Annotated in this window: 12 protein-coding genes; 4 read left to right on the top strand and 8 right to left on the bottom strand. The window is 67.7% G+C overall.

Features of this window, described 5'->3' with window-relative positions; all coding sequences use genetic code 11:
* Nucleotides 1–4: 4 nt before the first annotated feature.
* Nucleotides 5–1,264 carry an alpha/beta fold hydrolase gene (locus NGK62_RS22065; protein WP_251880380.1) on the bottom strand — a complete coding sequence of 420 codons (1,260 nt, stop codon included), beginning with the start codon at nt 1,262–1,264 and terminating at the stop codon, nt 5–7.
* Between the two features lie 219 nt (nt 1,265–1,483).
* On the opposite strand from NGK62_RS22065, the gene NGK62_RS22060 reads away from it, so the two are divergent.
* Nucleotides 1,484–2,194: a TetR/AcrR family transcriptional regulator gene (locus NGK62_RS22060; RefSeq protein WP_059379650.1), complete on the top strand. Its 711-nt coding sequence runs from the start codon at nt 1,484–1,486 to the stop codon at nt 2,192–2,194.
* A 19-nt stretch (nt 2,195–2,213) separates the two neighbouring features.
* Here NGK62_RS22060 and NGK62_RS22055 read toward each other — a convergent pair whose 3' ends face one another.
* The 3 genes from NGK62_RS22055 to NGK62_RS22045 all read right to left on the bottom strand — a co-directional run bounded on the left by NGK62_RS22055 (nt 2,214) and on the right by NGK62_RS22045 (nt 5,217).
* Nucleotides 2,214–3,980: a hypothetical protein gene (locus NGK62_RS22055; RefSeq protein ID WP_251880379.1), complete on the bottom strand. Its 1,767-nt coding sequence runs from the start codon at nt 3,978–3,980 to the stop codon at nt 2,214–2,216.
* Nucleotides 3,981–4,370 (bottom strand): hypothetical protein, encoded by a 390-nt coding sequence (locus tag NGK62_RS22050; protein WP_059379652.1) that lies wholly within the window; start codon nt 4,368–4,370, stop codon nt 3,981–3,983.
* 118 nt (nt 4,371–4,488) lie between these two features.
* A complete protein-coding gene (locus tag NGK62_RS22045; RefSeq protein ID WP_059379653.1) occupies nt 4,489–5,217 on the bottom strand; it encodes an IclR family transcriptional regulator in 729 nt (242 codons plus the stop codon).
* 200 nt (nt 5,218–5,417) lie between these two features.
* On the opposite strand from NGK62_RS22045, the gene NGK62_RS22040 reads away from it, so the two are divergent.
* From NGK62_RS22040 to NGK62_RS22030, 3 genes are all read left to right on the top strand, one after another.
* The gene (locus tag NGK62_RS22040; RefSeq protein WP_251880377.1) at nt 5,418–6,353 is read left to right on the top strand and encodes a hydroxymethylglutaryl-CoA lyase; all 936 of its coding nucleotides are present in this window, start codon (nt 5,418–5,420) and stop codon (nt 6,351–6,353) included.
* Nucleotides 6,354–6,434: 81 nt separating this feature from the next.
* Nucleotides 6,435–7,622 (top strand): CaiB/BaiF CoA transferase family protein, encoded by a 1,188-nt coding sequence (locus NGK62_RS22035; RefSeq protein ID WP_118931920.1) that lies wholly within the window; start codon nt 6,435–6,437, stop codon nt 7,620–7,622.
* A gap of 2 nt (nt 7,623–7,624) precedes the next feature.
* The gene (locus tag NGK62_RS22030) at nt 7,625–8,611 is read left to right on the top strand and encodes a Bug family tripartite tricarboxylate transporter substrate binding protein (protein ID WP_251880375.1); all 987 of its coding nucleotides are present in this window, start codon (nt 7,625–7,627) and stop codon (nt 8,609–8,611) included.
* A gap of 48 nt (nt 8,612–8,659) precedes the next feature.
* Here the strand turns inward: NGK62_RS22030 and NGK62_RS22025 are convergent, their stop codons facing one another.
* The 4 genes from NGK62_RS22025 to NGK62_RS22010 all read right to left on the bottom strand — a co-directional run bounded on the left by NGK62_RS22025 (nt 8,660) and on the right by NGK62_RS22010 (nt 16,780).
* The gene (locus NGK62_RS22025) at nt 8,660–11,755 is read right to left on the bottom strand and encodes an efflux RND transporter permease subunit (RefSeq protein ID WP_251880372.1); all 3,096 of its coding nucleotides are present in this window, start codon (nt 11,753–11,755) and stop codon (nt 8,660–8,662) included.
* Nucleotides 11,752–14,832, bottom strand: a complete 3,081-nt coding sequence (locus NGK62_RS22020) for a multidrug efflux RND transporter permease subunit (RefSeq protein ID WP_251880370.1) — start codon at nt 14,830–14,832, stop codon at nt 11,752–11,754. Before NGK62_RS22020 ends, NGK62_RS22025 begins: the two co-directional genes overlap by 4 nt.
* On the bottom strand, nt 14,829–15,998 hold the full coding sequence (locus tag NGK62_RS22015) for an efflux RND transporter periplasmic adaptor subunit (RefSeq protein ID WP_251880368.1): 1,170 nt from the start codon (nt 15,996–15,998) through the stop codon (nt 14,829–14,831). The genes NGK62_RS22020 and NGK62_RS22015 overlap by 4 nt, the downstream gene beginning before the upstream one ends.
* 104 nt (nt 15,999–16,102) lie before the next feature.
* Nucleotides 16,103–16,780 carry an N-acetylmuramoyl-L-alanine amidase gene (locus tag NGK62_RS22010; protein WP_251880367.1) on the bottom strand — a complete coding sequence of 226 codons (678 nt, stop codon included), beginning with the start codon at nt 16,778–16,780 and terminating at the stop codon, nt 16,103–16,105.
* Nucleotides 16,781–16,798 lie beyond the last annotated feature (18 nt).

The raw sequence follows: 16,798 nt of genomic DNA, 5'->3' as shown, positions 1-16,798 counted from the left end.
CGGATTACAGGAAACGTTGGCGCAGCCAGGCGGCCAGTTCGCGGCCGGCCGCGTAGCGCCCGGGTTCTTCGCCTTCGACCAGCGCGCGGCCGTGGTGGTCGCCGCGGATGCGCAGGTGGGTCTTGTCCGGCGCGGGGATGGCGTCGTGGATGGCGCGCACGTCGGAAGGGAAACAGGCCTGGTCGCCGGTGTATTCGACGATCAGGGTGGGCTGATTGATGCCGCCGGCGGTGCGCGCCATGCTGGCGTTGGAAGACAGGCCGGACCAGGTCGACAGCCAGCTCTCGGGCGTGCAGAAGCGGGCGAAGCCGACGGCGCCATAGTTCGACGCGTAGGGATCCTTGCCCCACAGCGAGCCCGGGTGGCGGTCGGAAGGATCCAGGCTGAGGTCCAGGCAGCGCAGGTCGGCGTCGGTGCGCCAGACCACCAGCACCGGCGTGTGCGCGGCCTGGCGGCGGCGTGCGGCGGATGTGTCGGCGCCGCTCTTGAGGTCGGCGCGGGCCGCCAGGCGGTCGGCGATCATCTGCCGCGCCTGCGCGTCCAGGCGCGCCACGCGGTCGCGCTGCGCCTGGCGGTAGCGGGCGACGAACTCCGGCGAATAGCGCGCCTGGCCCTTGGGCCGGTAGCCGTTCTCGGGCGCCAGCGGATCCAGGTCCGGCGCTGCCGATAGCGCGTCGTTCTCGTCGGCGACAGAGGGGTCGATGCAATTCAGCAGCAGCGAACCCTGGCCCGGATGCGGACCCACCAGCACCAGGCCATGCACCTCGGGCATGTCCAGTTCATCCAGCCCGCTGGGCTTGCCGCCCGGGGTGCGGGCGACGCGCTCGCCGGCGGGCAGGCCGGCCTGCTGCGCATAGAACGCGTACAGGCCGGCGCCGCCGGAATTGCCCAGTAGCACGATCTTCTTGAAACCCTGCTCGCGCAGGAAGCGCAGGCCGGCGGCCACGTCCTGCAGCGCCTGTTCGTGTTCCAGCCTGAGATCGTTGCCGACCGAGCGCGCGCCTTGCGACCACGCCGCAAGACCGGCGCCGACGATGTCGGGGATCAGGTAGTGGCAGGCCATGAACTCGCGCGGATGCATCACGCAGACCACGGTGTCGGGACGGGGGCCGGCCGGCTGGTACAGCGATCCGGAGGTGGCGGCGCCGTCCGCGGTGCGCAGCACGACGTTGCGGGTCGAGGCGCCGGCGGGCAGGTCGCGCGGATTCCAATCGGTGTTGAGAAAGCCGGCGGTGATCTGGCTGGAGGGGGCGGCGGTAGTCACATTCGTCTCCTGTGGCGATGGTCCTGAGACCTCGGTTTGACGTATTAGACGAATATTTGACTTTAGTGTCAATTAAATTTAAAAAACTGACAGTAGCGTCAAAAATTAGGGACTCAGCCGCGGGAGAACGCCGGCGGGCGCGGGTTGGGGACGTAAACGCGCATGCCATAATTTCGGGACGGGGCCGTCCCGGACGGTCCATTCGAGGAACATCGCAACGTGAACGACGCAAGCACCAAGGGAGCGCTGAAGGGCGAAGCGCTGCGCACCGCCATACTCGACGCCGCCGCCACGCTATTCATCAAGCGCGGCAGCGGCGGCACCAGCATCCAGGACATCGCCGAATCCCTGGGCCTGAGCCGCACCGCGGTCTACTACTACTTCAAGAGCAAGGACGAGATCCTGCGCTCGTTGACCGAGGACGTGCTGAGCGCGGCCAAGAAAATGGCCGGCGAGACCGCCACCCGCGAGGACCTGGATCCAGTCGAGGCGCTGCGCGCGCTGGTCACGCGGCATGCCGACCTGATCCTGTCGCGCACCGCCGAGTTCCGCGTGGCCGACCGGACCGAGGCCGACATGACGCCCAAGCAGCGCGCCGCGGTGCAGGCGTCGCGCCGCAACGTGCTGGAGAACTTCAGCCGCGTCATCGAAAACGGCATCCGCGACGGCCAATTCCGCATGGTCGATCCGCACGTCGCCGCCTTCAGCCTCATCGGCATGTGCAACTGGTCGGCGTGGTGGTACAAGCCCGACGGCCGCCTGAGCCGCGCCGAAGTCGCGGCCATCATGGCCGACATGGCGGTGCAGTCATTGCTGCGCGACGCCTCCCGGCGTCCCAGGTCGCCGGACGTAAGCGAGTCCTTGCGGCTGGTGCGCGAGGATCTGGATTATCTGGAGAAGCTGGTGCTGCCGGGCGGGCAGCTGCCCTGATTGCCGTGGGCGGCTTGCGTCAGAGAAAGACCCTGCGCTTGCCCTCATGGATCAAGGGCAGTCCGTGCGCGGCCTGGGCCTGGGAGAGTCGCGCGGTGACTTCATCGAAGTCCATTTCCCGATGCTGCAGCAAGGCCCGGATGCAGGTCTCGTCCGAGGTCCAGGACTGGATCAGTCCCAAGGCCGCCATTGCGTTCACATGGCTTCCTTCTTCGTCCAGGATCTGCCAGAGTCCGTCGGTGCGCAACGTTTTCAGGCAGGCGTCCAGATGGGCGTCGACCACGAAGCGCATCGCATGGTTGAAGTAGAAGTGTTCGGCCAGGCGCGCGACCGCGCCCGGCCGCAGCAGCGGTTCGTCGCGCAAGCCGGCGTGCATGCGCAGATAGGAGCCCAGGATTTCCCGCCGGTCGTGGTCGCCGAGGACGATGCGGATCGCCTGCGTGAGCGTTTCCTGTTGCGTGGCGGAAACGCGGTCCCCGAAGAGCGCGAACAGGGCGCCCTTGTCGTCCACGCACACCAGCGCGATCTCGTACTCGTCGGGCAGGTAGTAGAGCGCCAGCGAGGCCGGGTTGCGGCCGTCGGGTTTGCGCTTGGGCCGGGCGGTTGCGGAGAAGACGGGAGCGCCGTTCGCATAGACCGTGCATCTGCCGTCGGCGCCTGTTTCGCATTCCACCTGATCTACCCGCAAGCACACGATGGCGCGGTGCAACAGGTGCGCCCAGATCCTGAGCAGGCGCTGCAGGTCAGCCGGATCCACCTTGTCGATACCCGTTGTCGCCCGGTCCAGCGCCGCGCCGAACTCGCGGATCGCATGTAGTTTTTCCGCCCGCGTCATGCCTTTGAGGTCGGGCCCCTTCAGATCCTTCAAGCCGGGTGCGATGGCGCGCAAACGCTGGTAAAGGCGCCAGTTGACGTCCTCGACCAACTGATCGTCCAGGTAGATGCAGCGGCCGTGGCCCTCCAGGTCGGAGTACTTCTCCAGCGCTTCCTCCATTTCCGCGACGCGCTGCTCCAGATCCGGCGCCGACAACAGCTTGAGGCGCTCGTTCAGATGGCTGGCAAGGCCGTCGAAGGCTTGCGTGCCGTGCAGCGCCTGCGCGCCGGCGTCGAGCAGCTTGTCCACGAATCCCGCGTCGTCGAAGACCAGATTGCGCAGGTACAGCAGAAACAGGTCGGCGTCGGCCAGGCGGGGGGAGGCCTTGCGCGCTTGCATCCACAGGTTCTTCACGCTGAGATAGCCCAGCAGATAGCCGCCGTTGCGGCTGCTCATGGCCTGCACCAGCAATCCGCTCTTGCTGCGCAGGGCTTGGTCGGACAGGCGGTATTCGATCAGCCGGTGGCGCAGCGCGTCGATGACGTCCGCCGCCGTCTCGTCATCTTCAGGGGGAAACAGACGTCCCAGCATGGCCAGCGTGCCGGACAGGACCGGAGAGGGTCCGGGATAGACGTCGAACTGCGCGAACATGGCCATGCCTTCCAGCAGCGGCTCCAGCAGCGCGCGCGCGAACTCCACCGTGTCCCACTGCGCCAGCACGATGTCATCGGCATAGAGCGGAAACAGAGGGGAGGCCGCCAGATGTTCTTGCGACTCCAGGCTGAGTTCGGCCAGCGCGCGGCCGACGCAACCAGACAGGCACCAATGGTGCGTCAGTTCATGCAGGACCGTGGGCAGGAGCGCGCGCGGCAGCTTGCCATGCATGGCCCATTTCACGTACTCGCGCACCGGGCTGTCGCAGACGAACACCGTGTTGGTGTCCGGGTCCATCTGGCCGGCGGCCGGCCGCATTCATTGCTCCTTGGCGGGCGTAGACACGTTGGAAAATGCGGCCTGGAGTTCCTTGAGGACCTCTGCCTTGATTTCGTCCTCGGATCGGCCGGTCAGTTCCAACTTGCGTACCAGGCGGTTGCCTTCGGCAGTCTCGATCACAAGGTGGTCGCGCAGCGTCACCTTCCTTCCGCCCTTGGCCAGCCAGATGGCCAGCACAACGCCGGCGGCGTTGATGGTGGCCAGCGAAATGCTGACGATGGCGGTGAGCGTATCGAGTTCGCCCAGGCGTCCATCCGCCGGCCGCGTCTCCACGAAACGCACGGCATCGGCCCCCATCAATTTGGCAAGTTCACGCCGGTCCAGCTCCGTCAAGTGGTCGATCCGCAGTTGCAGGGCTTCGGGTGCCATGGAGGGACTCCGGCCGTGGAGGGAAATGCATTGTTTATCCGCCGGTTCGGGCTTGTCCATCGTGCGGAAGGACCGGTTTTTTTACACTGCCCGGCGGTATTCGCGGCCTTCGCGTCCGCTAGCCCACTTTTCCGGTCAGGCGCCGCGCCGCCTCCTGCACCGCTGCCAGATGGGCGGCGACATAACGATGGACGGGGGCGGTCAGCGTCACCGCCGCTGCGATCTCGCCATTGAGCAGAAAGACGGGAGCGGAAATGCCCGCCACTTCCGCCAGGCGGTCGCCCATGGCCGCGAAATAGCCGTCGGCGCGGATGCGCGCATGCAGTTCCTGATCCGGTCCCGGCGCCCGCCCCAACACGGGGTCGTAGGCCGTCAGGACGCGCCCGCCGCTGCCGCGGTCCAGCGGCAGCAAATCGCCCGCACGGATGTGGTCGCGCACCGGATGCGGCGAATCCACGCGGTAAAGGCACAGGCGCGCATCGCCCTGGCGCACGTGATAGGCCGCGCTTTCGCCGGTCGCGGCGACCAGGTCGCGCAACACCGGCATGACCACCTCTTCCAACGAAAACGAGGCGGCGTAGAGACCGTGCAGACGGGCGATTTCTCCACCCAGGGCATAGCGGCCGTCGTCCAGGCGCTGGATCCATCCGGCGTGCTCCAGCGACGCCAGCAGTCGCAGGACCGTGCTCTTGTACAGGCGCGTGCGCTCGGCCAGTTCTCCCAGTGACAGGGCCTTGTCGCCCGGCGCGTAAACCGACATCAGGCTGAGCGCGCGGTCCACCGCGGCCACGCCGCCCTGGGCGGCATCGCTATCGGCCAGGGATTCCGTGGCGGCTTTACGGGGCATGCGCGGCTCCGCAGGGTTGATTCCAGGGCTGGGCCATATTCCATCCTTTAGAACGAGTGACGGCATTGTAGGCGCTGCCTGGCGCGTGGCTCGTGGTTTTCCCGGGCGAGCCGGCGCTTGACAGTTGCGGCGGGTGAATTCCATAATTCTATCGAAAGAAACAGCGTTCTATAAGATAGAATTTTTGGAGACATCAAGCCATGGCCCATCCCAGCGACCGGAACCCCGACGTCTTGATCAGCGAAGTGGGCCCGCGCGATGGCTTGCAGTCGGTCAAGGCGACCATGCCCACCGCCGACAAGCTGCGCTGGATCGATGCGCTGGTCGCGGCCGGCGTGCGTGAAATCGAAGTGGCTTCCTTCGTGCCGGCGCGCCTGCTGCCGCAGATGGCGGACGCTGCCGAGGTGGTGCGGCATGCGGCGCGCCATCCGGCGCTTACCGTCATGGCGCTGGTGCCCAACCTGCGTGGCGCAGAGGCGGCGCTGAAGGCAGGCGTCCACAAGCTGACGATGCCGGTCTCCGCCAGCCGCGAGCATTCGCTGGCCAATGTGCGCAAGACGCCAGAAGAAATGGTGGAGGAGGTTGGGGCGATCGCGAGGCTGCGCGACGAGCTGGCTCCCGCGGTCAAGCTGGAGGCCGGCATTTCAACGGCCTTCGGCTGCACCTTGCAAGGCGCGGTGCCCGAAGACGAGGTCATCCGCCTGGCGGCGCTGTGCGTGGCTGCGGGCGCTGACGAATCGGGGCTGTCGGACACCGTGGGCTATGCCAATCCCGCGCAAGTGCGCCGGCTGTTCCGCCGCCTGCGCGCAGAAATCGGCGATAAGGCGGGCGCCGCCCACATGCACAACACGCGCGGCCTGGGCCTGGCCAACTGCCTGGCTGCCTGGGAGGAAGGCGTGCGCACCTTCGACAGTTCGCTGGGCGGCCTGGGCGGCTGCCCCTATGCGCCGGGCGCGTCCGGCAACGTCGTGACCGAAGACCTGGTCTTCATGTTCGAGGCCATGGGCGTGCGCACCGGCATCGACCTGGAAGGCATCGTTGCCGCGCGCGCGCCGCTTGCCGCCGGACTTCCGGGCGAGCCCCTCTACGGCATGACGCCGGACGCAGGATTGCCCAAGGGATTCGGCCAGGCTTGAGCGCCGGGGATCCCGACATCAGAAACATGCGGCCGCGCCGGTCCTGAGGCAGCCGCCCACACTTGCAGAAGATCCACGCACATGTCCAGTCCGCGCCTTCCTTACGAGCACATCCGCGTCGTCGAATTCACCCACATGGTCATGGGCCCCACCTGCGGCATGCTGCTGGCCGACCTGGGCGCCGAGGTCATCAAGGTTGAACCGGTAGGCGGCGACAGCACGCGCCGCTTGCTGGGCTCGGGGGCGGGCTTCTTCCCGATGTTCAACCGCAACAAGAAGAGCATCGCCCTGGACCTGAAGCAGCCCGAGGGCATAGAGGCCGCGTTGCGCCTGATCGACTCGGCCGACATCGTGAGCGAGAACTTCAAGGCCGGCGTCATGCAGAAGCTGGGCCTGGACTACGCCACCCTCAAGCAACGCAATCCCCGCCTCATCTATGTCAGCCACAAGGGCTTCCTGCCCGGACCCTACGAACACCGCACCGCGCTGGACGAAGTCGTGCAGATGATGGGCGGCCTGGCCTACATGACCGGGCGTCCTGGCGATCCCCTGCGCGCGGGCGCCAGCGTCAATGACATCATGGGCGGCATGTTCGGCGCCATTGGCGCCATGGCGGCCCTGGCGCAGCGCGAGCAGACGGGAGAGGGCACGGAAGTGCAGGCCTCGCTGTTCGAGAACAACGTCTTCCTGGTCGGCCAGCACATGATGCAGTACGCCGTCACCGGGCGCGCGGCCGCGCCCATGCCCAGCCGCATCTCGGCCTGGGCCATCTACGACGTGTTCACCGTCAAGGGCGGCGAACAGATCTTCCTGGCCGTGGTCAGCGACAAGCAATGGGGCATCTTCTGCCGCGCCTTCGGCCTGGCGGAGCTGCTGGCCGATCCGCGCCTGGCCAGCAACAACGACCGCGTGCAGGCGCGCGACTGGCTGATGCCGCAGCTGCGTTCGCACCTGGCGGACCGCAGCGCGGCCGAGTTGGCGGCGGTATTCGAGCGCGAAGGTTTGCCCTTCGCGCCGATCACGCGGCCTGAGCAACTGTTCGACGATCCGCATTTGGCGGCTACCGGCGGCCTCGCGCCCATCACCCTGGAGGACGGGCGCGAGTCCCTGGCGCCGCTGGCGCCCTTCACGCTGGGCGGCGCCCAGCCCGGAATACGCCTGCAGCCGCCTGCGGTGGGCGAACACACCGACGCGCTGCTGCGCGGCGTCGGCTATCGCGACGACGAAATCGCGGCCTTGAAAGCAAGGCAAATCACACAAGGAGACTAACCATGATCACGCTATCCCGCCGCGCTTTCCTGGGCGCCGCGATGTGCGCCGCGGCCTTGCCGCTGCGCGCCCAGACTGCGGCCGCCTACCCGAACGGGCGGCCGGTGCGCCTCATCGTTCCCTATACGCCGGGCGGAGGCACGGACTCCGTGGCGCGCGCCATCGCGGCCAAGGTCACTGCCATGGCAGGCTGGTCGGTGGTGGTGGAAAACCGTCCCGGCGCGGGCGGCAACATCGGCATGGACTTCGTCGCCAAGGCCAAGCCGGATGGCTACATGCTGGGCCTGGGCCAGACCGCCAACCTGGCCATCAATCCCGCCCTGATGCCGCAGATTCCCTTCGACGCGGAAAAAGACTTCGCGGCGGTCTCCCTGATCGCGTCGCTGCCGGTGGTGCTGGTGGTCAAGGCCAACGCGCGCTGGCAGACCTTGGCCGACCTGATCAAGGATGCGCGGGCCGAGCCTGGCGCCATCAAGCAGGCCCTGGCGGGTTCCGGCACGGTAGGCCATCTGGCGGGCGAACTGCTCGCCTATCAGGGCAAGTTCCAGGTGCTGAACGTGCCATATCGCGGCGCGGCGCCGGCGCTCAACGATTTGCTGGGCGGCAGTACGGACTACATGTTCGCCACGCCGCAGGCCGCCCAGGAAATGCTCAAGGGCAAGGTGCTGCGGTCCTTGGCCGTCAGCTCGCGCGCGCGGCTGGCGATCCTGCCCGATGTGCCCACCGTGGCCGAGTCCGGCTACGAGGGTTTCGAGGCGCTGGACTGGAAGGCCCTGGTGGCGCCGGCGGGCACGCCGCCCGAGGTCGTGCGGGCCGTCAATGCGGTGGTGGAAAAGGTGCTGGCGGATCCGGCCACCGTGGCCATGTTCACCGCCGAGGGCAGCACGGCCATGGGCGGATCTCCAGAGGTGGCGCAGCGCTACATCCAGGAAGAACAGAAGAAGTGGGCGCGCCTGATACGCGAAGCCGGCATCCAGACGGCGGCGTGACGCATTCTCGTTCGCTGCGCGCAACCGCGGGCGGACGGGAGCGGCCGATCATGGCGGCGGATAGCTTGCGCGGCCGCGCTTGGCAGCCTTCCACTTCAACCGCAACCGTTCCAGCGCCAGATACACGATGGGCGTGGTGTACAGCGTCAAAAACTGGCTGATCATCAGCCCGCCGACGATGGCGATGCCCAGCGGCCGGCGCAGCTCCGAGCCTTCGCCCATGCCCAGCACCAAGGGCAGGGCGCCCAGCAGCCCCGCGAGGTTGGTCATGACGATGGGCCGCAGCCGCAGCATGGCGGCGCGGTGGATGGCCTGCTCGGGCGTCAGCCCTTCGCGCCGTTCCAGGCTGAGGGCGAAGTCGATCATCAGGATGGCGTTCTTCATGACGATGCCCACCAGCAGGAACAGCCCCAGCAACGCGATCAGCGTGAATTCGATGCCGGCCAGGCGCAGCGCCAGCAGCGCACCCACGCCGGCGGACGGCAAGGTCGACAGGATGGTGAGCGGATGCAGGGGGCTTTCGTACAGGATGCCCAGCACCAGGTAGATCGCCACCAGCACCGCCAGGATCAGCCAGGGCTGGTCCTGCAGGCTTTGCTGGAAGTTGCGCGCGTCGCCGCCCAGGCGGGTCTGGATGGATGAGGGCACCATCAGCTCGGCCATGGTTCTGTCGATGGCGGCCAGGGCCTGTTGCAACGACACGCCTTCGGCCAACGAAAAGCCCACCCCCACGGCGGCGAACAGGCCGTCATGGAACACGCGGTCGTTCACCAGCCCGTAGTCGTAGGTGGCGAAGGCCGTCAGCGGCACGCGGGTGCCGTCCGCCGCGACCACTTGCACCTGTTCCAGCACCTCGGGGTCCTCGGTGTAGCGCGGGTCCAGTTCCAGCACCACGCGGTACTGGTTCATGGCGTCGTAGAGCGTCGCGACCTGACGCTGGCTGAAGGAGTTGCTGAGCACGCTGCTGATGGTGCCCATGTCCACGCCCAGGCGTTGCGCGGCGGCGCGGTCTATGTCGATCACGACTTGCTGGGTGGCGCCGTCGCCTTCCGCATCGACGTCGCGCAGCTCGGGGATCTCCTGCATGGCCTTGGAGATCTTGCGCGACCATTGCCGCAGCGCCGGCACGTCGCTGGCCATGATGGCCAGTTCATGGTCGCCGGAGTTGCCAAAGCCGCCGGGCATGCGCAGGTCCTGGTCCACGTTCAGGAAGAACATGCCGCCCGGCACGGCCGGGGCGTTGGTGCGCAGCCAGTTGATGACCTCGGTCGACGATTCCTTGCGTTCGGCGGCGGGCTTCAGGCGGATCAGGAACAGGGAGTTGCTGATGCCCAGGCTGCCGCCGTTGTAGCCGATGACGTCCTGCACCGCCGGATGCTTGAGCACCAGTTGGCGGTATTGGTCGATCTTGGGTTGCATGACCTGGAACGAGAAGCCATCGTCGCCGCGCACGAAGCCCACCAGTTGGCCGGTATCCTGCACCGGCAGGAAGCCTTTGGGCGCCTGCACGTACAGGTAGACGTTCAGCCCCACCACGGCGGCCAGCAGCAACAGCGTCAGGCGGGCATGGCCCAGCACCCGCCACAGGGTGCTGCCGTACCAGGCATGGAGGCGCTCGAAGATCGCGCGCATGCGCGATGGACGCGCGTTCGCCGTAGGCGCGGCCGGGCCGGCGGGCTTGAGCCAGCGGGCGCACAGGCTGGGGATGATGGCCACCGAGACCACCAGCGAAATGACGGTGGCGGCGACCAGGGTGATGGAGAACTCGCGAAACAGCCGCTCGACCAGGCCGCCCATGAACAGGATGGACACGAAGACCACGCTCAGCGCCACGGTCATGGCCACCAGCGTGAAGCCCACTTCGCGTACGCCTCGCAGCGCGGCCTTGCGCGGCGAGAGGCCGCGCTCGATATGGCGCGAGATGTTCTCCAGCACCACGATGGCGTCGTCGACCACCAGGCCGGCCGCGACGATCAGCGCCATCAGCGAAAGATTGTTCAGCGAGAAGCCCCACAGGTACATGACGGCGAAGGTGGCGATCAGGCACACCGGAATCGCCACGCTGGGAATGGCCGCCGCCCGCGCATTGCCCAGGAACGCCCACACCACCAGGATCACCAGCGCGGTGGCCAGCCCCAGCGTGATGTGCGCTTCGCGCAAGGTGGCGTTGATGCCCGGCGAGCGGTCCAGCGCCACGGTCAGGTCCACGTCGGCCGGCATCAGCGCGCGCAGGCCGGGCAGGGCCTGGTTGATGGCGCCTATGGTTTCGATGATGTTCGAACCCGGCTGGCGGCTGATGGTCAGGACCACCGCCGGGTTGCGGTTGTGAAAGCCGCTGCTGTAGCGGTTTTCCACCGAGTCGCTCACGCGCGCGATCTGCGACAGCCGGATCACCGCGCCGTCCTGGTGGCGCACGATCAGGCTTTCGTAGTCGCGCGCGGCGCGGGGCTGCTCGGGCGTGCCGACTTCCCAGCGCTGGCTGGCGGAATCCAGCTGGCCTTGCGGGCGCATGGGCGCGGCGTCGGCGATGGCCTGGCGCACTTCGTCCAGCGCCACGCCGTAGTGGGCCAAGGCGTTGGAATTGACTTGCACGCGCACCGCGGGCAGGGAGCTGCCGCCCATGGTCACTTCGCCCACGCCGTTGATCTGCGAGATCTTCTGCGCCAGCACGGTCGAACCCAGGTCGTAGAGTTCGCCCGCGGGGCGCGTGGGCGAACTGAGCGCCAGCGCCATGATGGGGGCCTGGGACGGGTTGACCTTGCGATAGCTGGGATTGCCCGGCATGCCGGCGGGCAGCTCGGCGCGGGCCGCGTTGATGGCTGCCTGCACGTCGCGCGCGGCCTCGTTGATGTCGCGGTCCAGGTCGAACTGCAGTTGCACTCGGGTCGCGCCCTGGTTGCTGGACGAAGTCATGGCGCTGACGCCGGCGATGCTGCCCAACGCACGCTCCAGCGGCGCGGCCACCGTGCTGGCCATGCTTTCGGGACTGGCGCCCGGCAGCTCGGCGCGCACCTCGATGGTGGGAAAGTCGACCTGGGGCAGCGGCGCCACGGGCAGCAGCCGCCATGCGACCGCGCCCAGCAAGGTCAGCGCGATCGCCAGGAAGATGCAGGCGGTCGGGCGGTGCAGCAAGGCGCGGATCATGGCGCCGGGCCTTCCATCCCGGGTTTGGCGGCCGCGGCGCCGCGGCGCTGGCCCAGGCGGTGGAAGAACAGGTACACGGCAGGCGTGGTGAACAGGGTCAGCACCTGGCTGACCAGCAGCCCGCCCACCATGACCCAGCCCAGCGGCTGGCGCAGTTCCGCGCCCGAGCCCGTGGCCAGCATCAGCGGCAGCGCGCCGAACAGCGCGGCCAGCGTGGTCATCAGAATCGGACGCAGGCGCAGCAGCGCGGCTTCGCGGATGGCGGCCTGCGGCGTCAGGCCGCGAGAGCGTTCGGCCTCCAGCGCAAAGTCCACCATCATGATGCCGTTCTTCTTCACCAGCCCGATCAACAGGATGATGCCGATGACGGCGATCAGGTCCAGCGGACGCCCGGTGAGCAGCAGCGCCAGAAAGGCGCCCACCGCGGCCGAGGGCAGGGTGGACAGGATGGTCACCGGATGGATGGCGCTTTCATACAGCATGCCCAGCACCAGGTACATGGTGACCACGGCGGCCAGCATCAGCCACAGCGTGTTCGACAGCGAGGCCTGGAAGGCCGCCGCCGCGCCCTGCAAGCGCAGCTCCACGCTGACCGGCATGCCGATCTCCTGCCGCGCCGACTCGATGGCCGCGATGGCCGCGCCCAGCGAGCCGCCCGCGGGCAGGTTGAAGGACAGGTTCACCGCGGGGAATTGCGACAGGTGGTTCACGGCCAGCGGCGCCGCGCGCTCGCTGACGGTGGCCAGCGCCGACAGCGGAATCGCCTGCCCGTCTTCGGATTGCAGATGGATGCGTTCCAGCGCGTCCGGGTTCAGCGCCAGCTTGCGGTCCACTTCCAGCACCACCCGGTACTGGTTGGACTGCGTGAACAGGGTGGCCACCTGGCGCTGGCCGAAGGCGTTGTAGAGGGTCTGCGCCACGTCGTCCATCGTCACCCCCAGGCGGGCCGCGGCGTCGCGCGAGACCTGCAGGTAAGCCTGGCGGCCGTCGCCTTGCAGGTCGGTGGAAACGTCGGCCAGCTCGGGCGCCTGCGCCAGGCGTTCAGCCAGCGCGCGGGTCCAGCGCGCCAGCAGCGCGCTGTCCGGCGAGGTCAGCGTGAACTGGTACTGGCCGCGGCTCACGCGGTCCTCGATATTGAGTTCCTGCACCGGCTGCAGGTAGAGCGAAATGCCCTGGACCTCGCGGGCGCGGCCATCCAGCCGCGCCATGATGTCCGCCAGCGGCGCGCTGCGCTCTGACCAGGGCTTCAGGTTGATCAGCAGCCGGCCGGTGTTCAAGGTGGCGTTCATGCCGTCGATGCCGATGAAGGACGACAGGCTGGCGACGTCCGGGTCTGCCAGCAAGGCCTCGGCCACCGCTTGCTGGCGCCGCGACATGGCATCGAACGAGGTGCTCTGGGACGATTGCGTCACCCCTTGCAGCGTGCCGCCGTCCTGGGTCGGGAAGAAGCCCTTGGGCACGGCCAGGTACAGCAGTCCGGTCAGCGCCACCGTCGCCAGCATTACCGTCAGCGTCAGCCGTTGATGGTGCAAGGTCAGGTCCAGCCAGCCGGCGTAGCGCGCCTGGATGCGGTCCAGCAGCCCGGGGCGCGTCGCTTCGTGCGCAGGCAGAAGGCGCGCGCACATCATGGGTGTCAGGGTCAGCGACACCGCCAGCGATATCAGGATGGCGACGGCCAGCGTCACCGCGAACTCGCGGAACAACCGGCCCACCACGTCCTCCATGAACAGCAGCGGGATCAATACCGCGATCAGCGACAGCGTCAGGGACACCAGCGTGAAGCCGATCTGCCCGGCGCCCTTGAGCGCGGCCGACATGGGGCTGTGGCCCTGCTCGCGGTAGCGGGCGATGTTCTCCAGCATCACGATGGCATCGTCCACCACGAAGCCCGCGCCGATGGTCAACGCCATCAGCGTGAGGTTGTTGGTGGAGAAGCCCGCCAGGTGCATGAAGCCGAAGGTGCCGATCAGGGACAGCGGCACGGCCAGGCTGGGGATCAGCGTGGCGGGCAGGTTGCGCAGGAACAGGAACGTCACCAGCACCACCAGGCCCACGGCGAAGGCCAGCTCCCATTGCACGCCGCGCACCGATGCGCGGATGCTCTCGGTGCGGTCGGTCAGCACGCGGACCTGCGCGGCGGCGGGCAAGCTGGACGTCAGTTGCGGCAGCAGCGCCTTGACCTGGTCGGCCACGGCGATGACGTTGGCGCCCGGCTGGCGCTGGATGTTGACCAGCACGGCGGGCTGCTGATCGACCCAGGCGGCCAGATAGCGGTCTTCGGCGCCGTCCTCTACCGTGGCGACCTGACCCAGCCGCACTGGCGCGCCGTTGCGCCAGGCGACGATCAGTTCGCGGTACTCCTCGGCGCTTTGCAACTGGTCGTTGGCGTCCATGATGACCGAACGCACCGGCCCGTCGAAGCTGCCCTTGGGCTGGTTCGAATTGGCCTTGCCGATGGCTTCCTGCACGTCGGCCAGCTGCAGGCCGCGCGCGGCCAGCGCCATGGGATTGACCTGCACCCGCACCGCCGGCCGCTGGCCGCCCGCCAGGCTGACCATGCCCACGCCGGACAACTGCGACAGGCGTTGCGTCATGCGGGTGTCGACCAGGTCGTAGACCTGCGGCAGCGGCAGGGAATCGGACGTGACCGCCAGTGTCAGGATAGGCACGTCGGCGGGATTGACCTTGCGGTACACGGGCGGCGTCGGCAGGTCGTTGGGCAGCAGCGCGCCGCTGGCGCTGATGGCCGCCTGGACTTCCTGCTCGGCCACCCCCAGCGATACGTCCAGCGAGAATTGCAGCGTGATCACCGAGATGCCGCTGCCGCTGGTGGACGACATCTGTTTCAGGCCCGGTATCTGCCCGAAGCGCCGCTCCAGCGGCGCGGTGACGGTGCGGGCCGTCACGTTCGGACTGGCGCCGGGATACTGCGTGGTCACCTGGATGATGGGGTAGTCCACCTGCGGCAGCGCCGCCACGGGCAGCATGCGCCACGCCAGGATGCCCGACAGCAGCAGGGCGATCATCAGGAAGGACGTGGCGACGGGGCGCAGGATGAAGGGGCGCGACAGGCTCATGATCTCGGCGGTTCGACAATCTGTACGTCACGGCCGTCGTGCAGGCGGTCCACGCCTTCGACCACGACGCGTTCGCCTGCGGCCAGGCCGGCCTGCACCACGATGCGGCCGGCGTTGGCGGGGCCCAGCTCCAGCACGCGGCGGGTGGCGCGCGTGTCCTCGCCGATCACGAACACGAAGGCGCCTTCGGCGCCGTACTGCACCGCGGCCGTGGGTATGGAAATGACGTTGTCCTGCTGCACCACCGCCAGCCGGATGTTGACGAACTGATTCGGGAACAGCGATTCGTCGGCATTGGCAAAGCGCGCACGCAGGCGGACGGTGCCGCTGGCGGCCTGGATGCGGTTGTCCAGCGCCTCCAAAGTGCCTTCGGCCAGCAGGCGGCGGTCGTCCGCGTCCCAGGCCTGGACCCGCAGCGCGGCGTCGCGCGCCTGGGCCTGGCGCAAGATGTCCAGGCGCGTTTCGGAAATGCTGAAGAGCGCCGAGATCGGCCGGGTCTGCACCAGGGTGGTCAGGCCGTCGGCGTCGGCGGCGCGCACGTGGTTGCCGGCGTCGATGCGGCGCAGCCCGATACGGCCGTCATGGGGCGCGACGATGCGCGTGTGGTCCAGCAGGCGCCGGGCATCGGCCACCTGGGCCTGGTTGCGCAGCCGCAGGGCCGCATAGGCGCGCACCTGGGCTTCGGCGGTATCCAGTTGCTGGCCCGACACCGCTTCCTGGCGCGCCAGCTTGCGGTAGCGCTGCAGATCGGCCTCGGCGTTCTCCAGCAGCGCCTGGGTGCGCGCCAGTTCGCCTTCGGCCGCGGCCAGCGCCGCAAGATAGGGGCGCGCATCGATCTCGGCCAGCAGCTGGCCGCGCGCGACGGCCTGGCCTTCGGTGAAATGCAGCTTCAGCAGTTCCCCATCGACCTGGCTGCGCAGGGTGACCTGCGCCAGCGGCGTAATGGTGCCGAGCGCATGCAGGTCGCGCTGCAGCGGACCGGCGCTGGCGGCTGCAACCGCGACGGCTACCGGAATCTGCCCATATTCGGGCGGGCGCGCGGCGGGGGACCCCTTGGATCCGGCATACCAGAACGCCAAAGCGATCAAGGCCGCCAAGGCCAGCGCGGCGGTCAGGATCAGGCGTTTGCGTGGGAAATCAGGGCCCGTGGAAGGGGGCAGGGACATCGGGACTGCCAGGCTAGGGGGTTGCGGACAGTCCGGATTCTATATGAATAATAACTATTCGCGTCTTTGCGTCAGTGAAATGTCAGCTTCGCGCGGATTCGAGATCACGGTCCGCAGCAGTTCCCCGCGTAATCGGCCCGCGGCGCGCCGGCATAGGCGGCAAACACCAGCGGATTCCGTTGTGCCACCGCAGTATGGGACAGCACCAGATTCTCCAGCTTGGACCAGGGAAAATTGGTTCCGGGGTCCGACCGGCGATTCGGGTCCAGCTTGGCATGCGAAATGACATGCTTCAGGTTCGGATACTTGCTCCAGGCATAGGTAATGATCTGTGCCGTCGCTTCAACTTGCCAATCCGAATAGGGGTCCTTGTAATTCTGGACATCCTGGGTGTTGACGATCTCGATTCCCAGGCTGCGGTTATTGACGTTCGGACCCTGGCCCAGATGCGGCGCGTAGTTGACGTCCCCGACATGGAATGCCGCCTTGGCTTCAGCGACCACGGACCAGACGAAGTGGCCGTGCTGGGGCTCGTCTTCATCCGGGACGATCCAGTGGGCGCTTGCCTTTCTATCCTTCCATGTGTCAATCGCGTGCTGGGTGGCATAACCCGCCGTGGCGTGAATCACGATCGTATCGATCACCGCGAAGACGTCGGCGCCGCGCGACCGTGCGCGATTCGCGGTCAGCCAACCGAAGTCGGGGTGTACCTCCTCGTTCAGCGGGCTGAACGAAGGGCGCTTGTCCGCTGGAAGGAGGAAATGAAAACTCTTGGGGTCCATGGCGACATCTCCTGATTC

The sequence above is a fragment of the Achromobacter sp. Marseille-Q4954 genome (assembly GCF_943737025.1).
GTDB lineage: Bacteria > Pseudomonadota > Gammaproteobacteria > Burkholderiales > Burkholderiaceae_B > Achromobacter > Achromobacter bronchisepticus_A.
Note: the sequence above shows the minus strand (reverse complement) of the source record. Positions and strands in the feature narration are given on the sequence as shown.

Bases quoted from the DNA above. Each gene is read 5' to 3' on its own strand.
- NGK62_RS22040 (WP_251880377.1), top strand. From the start codon at position 5,418: ATGGCCCATCCCAGCGACCGGAACCCCGACGTCTTGATCAGCGAAGTG.
- NGK62_RS22030 (WP_251880375.1), top strand. From the start codon at position 7,625: ATGATCACGCTATCCCGCCGCGCTTTCCTGGGCGCCGCGATGTGCGCC.
- NGK62_RS22015 (WP_251880368.1), bottom strand. From the start codon at position 15,998: ATGTCCCTGCCCCCTTCCACGGGCCCTGATTTCCCACGCAAACGCCTG.
- NGK62_RS22020 (WP_251880370.1), bottom strand. From the start codon at position 14,832: ATGAGCCTGTCGCGCCCCTTCATCCTGCGCCCCGTCGCCACGTCCTTC.
- NGK62_RS22025 (WP_251880372.1), bottom strand. From the start codon at position 11,755: ATGATCCGCGCCTTGCTGCACCGCCCGACCGCCTGCATCTTCCTGGCG.
- NGK62_RS22050 (WP_059379652.1), bottom strand. From the start codon at position 4,370: ATGGCACCCGAAGCCCTGCAACTGCGGATCGACCACTTGACGGAGCTG.
- NGK62_RS22010 (WP_251880367.1), bottom strand. From the start codon at position 16,780: ATGGACCCCAAGAGTTTTCATTTCCTCCTTCCAGCGGACAAGCGCCCT.
- NGK62_RS22055 (WP_251880379.1), bottom strand. From the start codon at position 3,980: ATGCGGCCGGCCGCCGGCCAGATGGACCCGGACACCAACACGGTGTTC.
- NGK62_RS22035 (WP_118931920.1), top strand. From the start codon at position 6,435: ATGTCCAGTCCGCGCCTTCCTTACGAGCACATCCGCGTCGTCGAATTC.
- NGK62_RS22045 (WP_059379653.1), bottom strand. From the start codon at position 5,217: ATGCCCCGTAAAGCCGCCACGGAATCCCTGGCCGATAGCGATGCCGCC.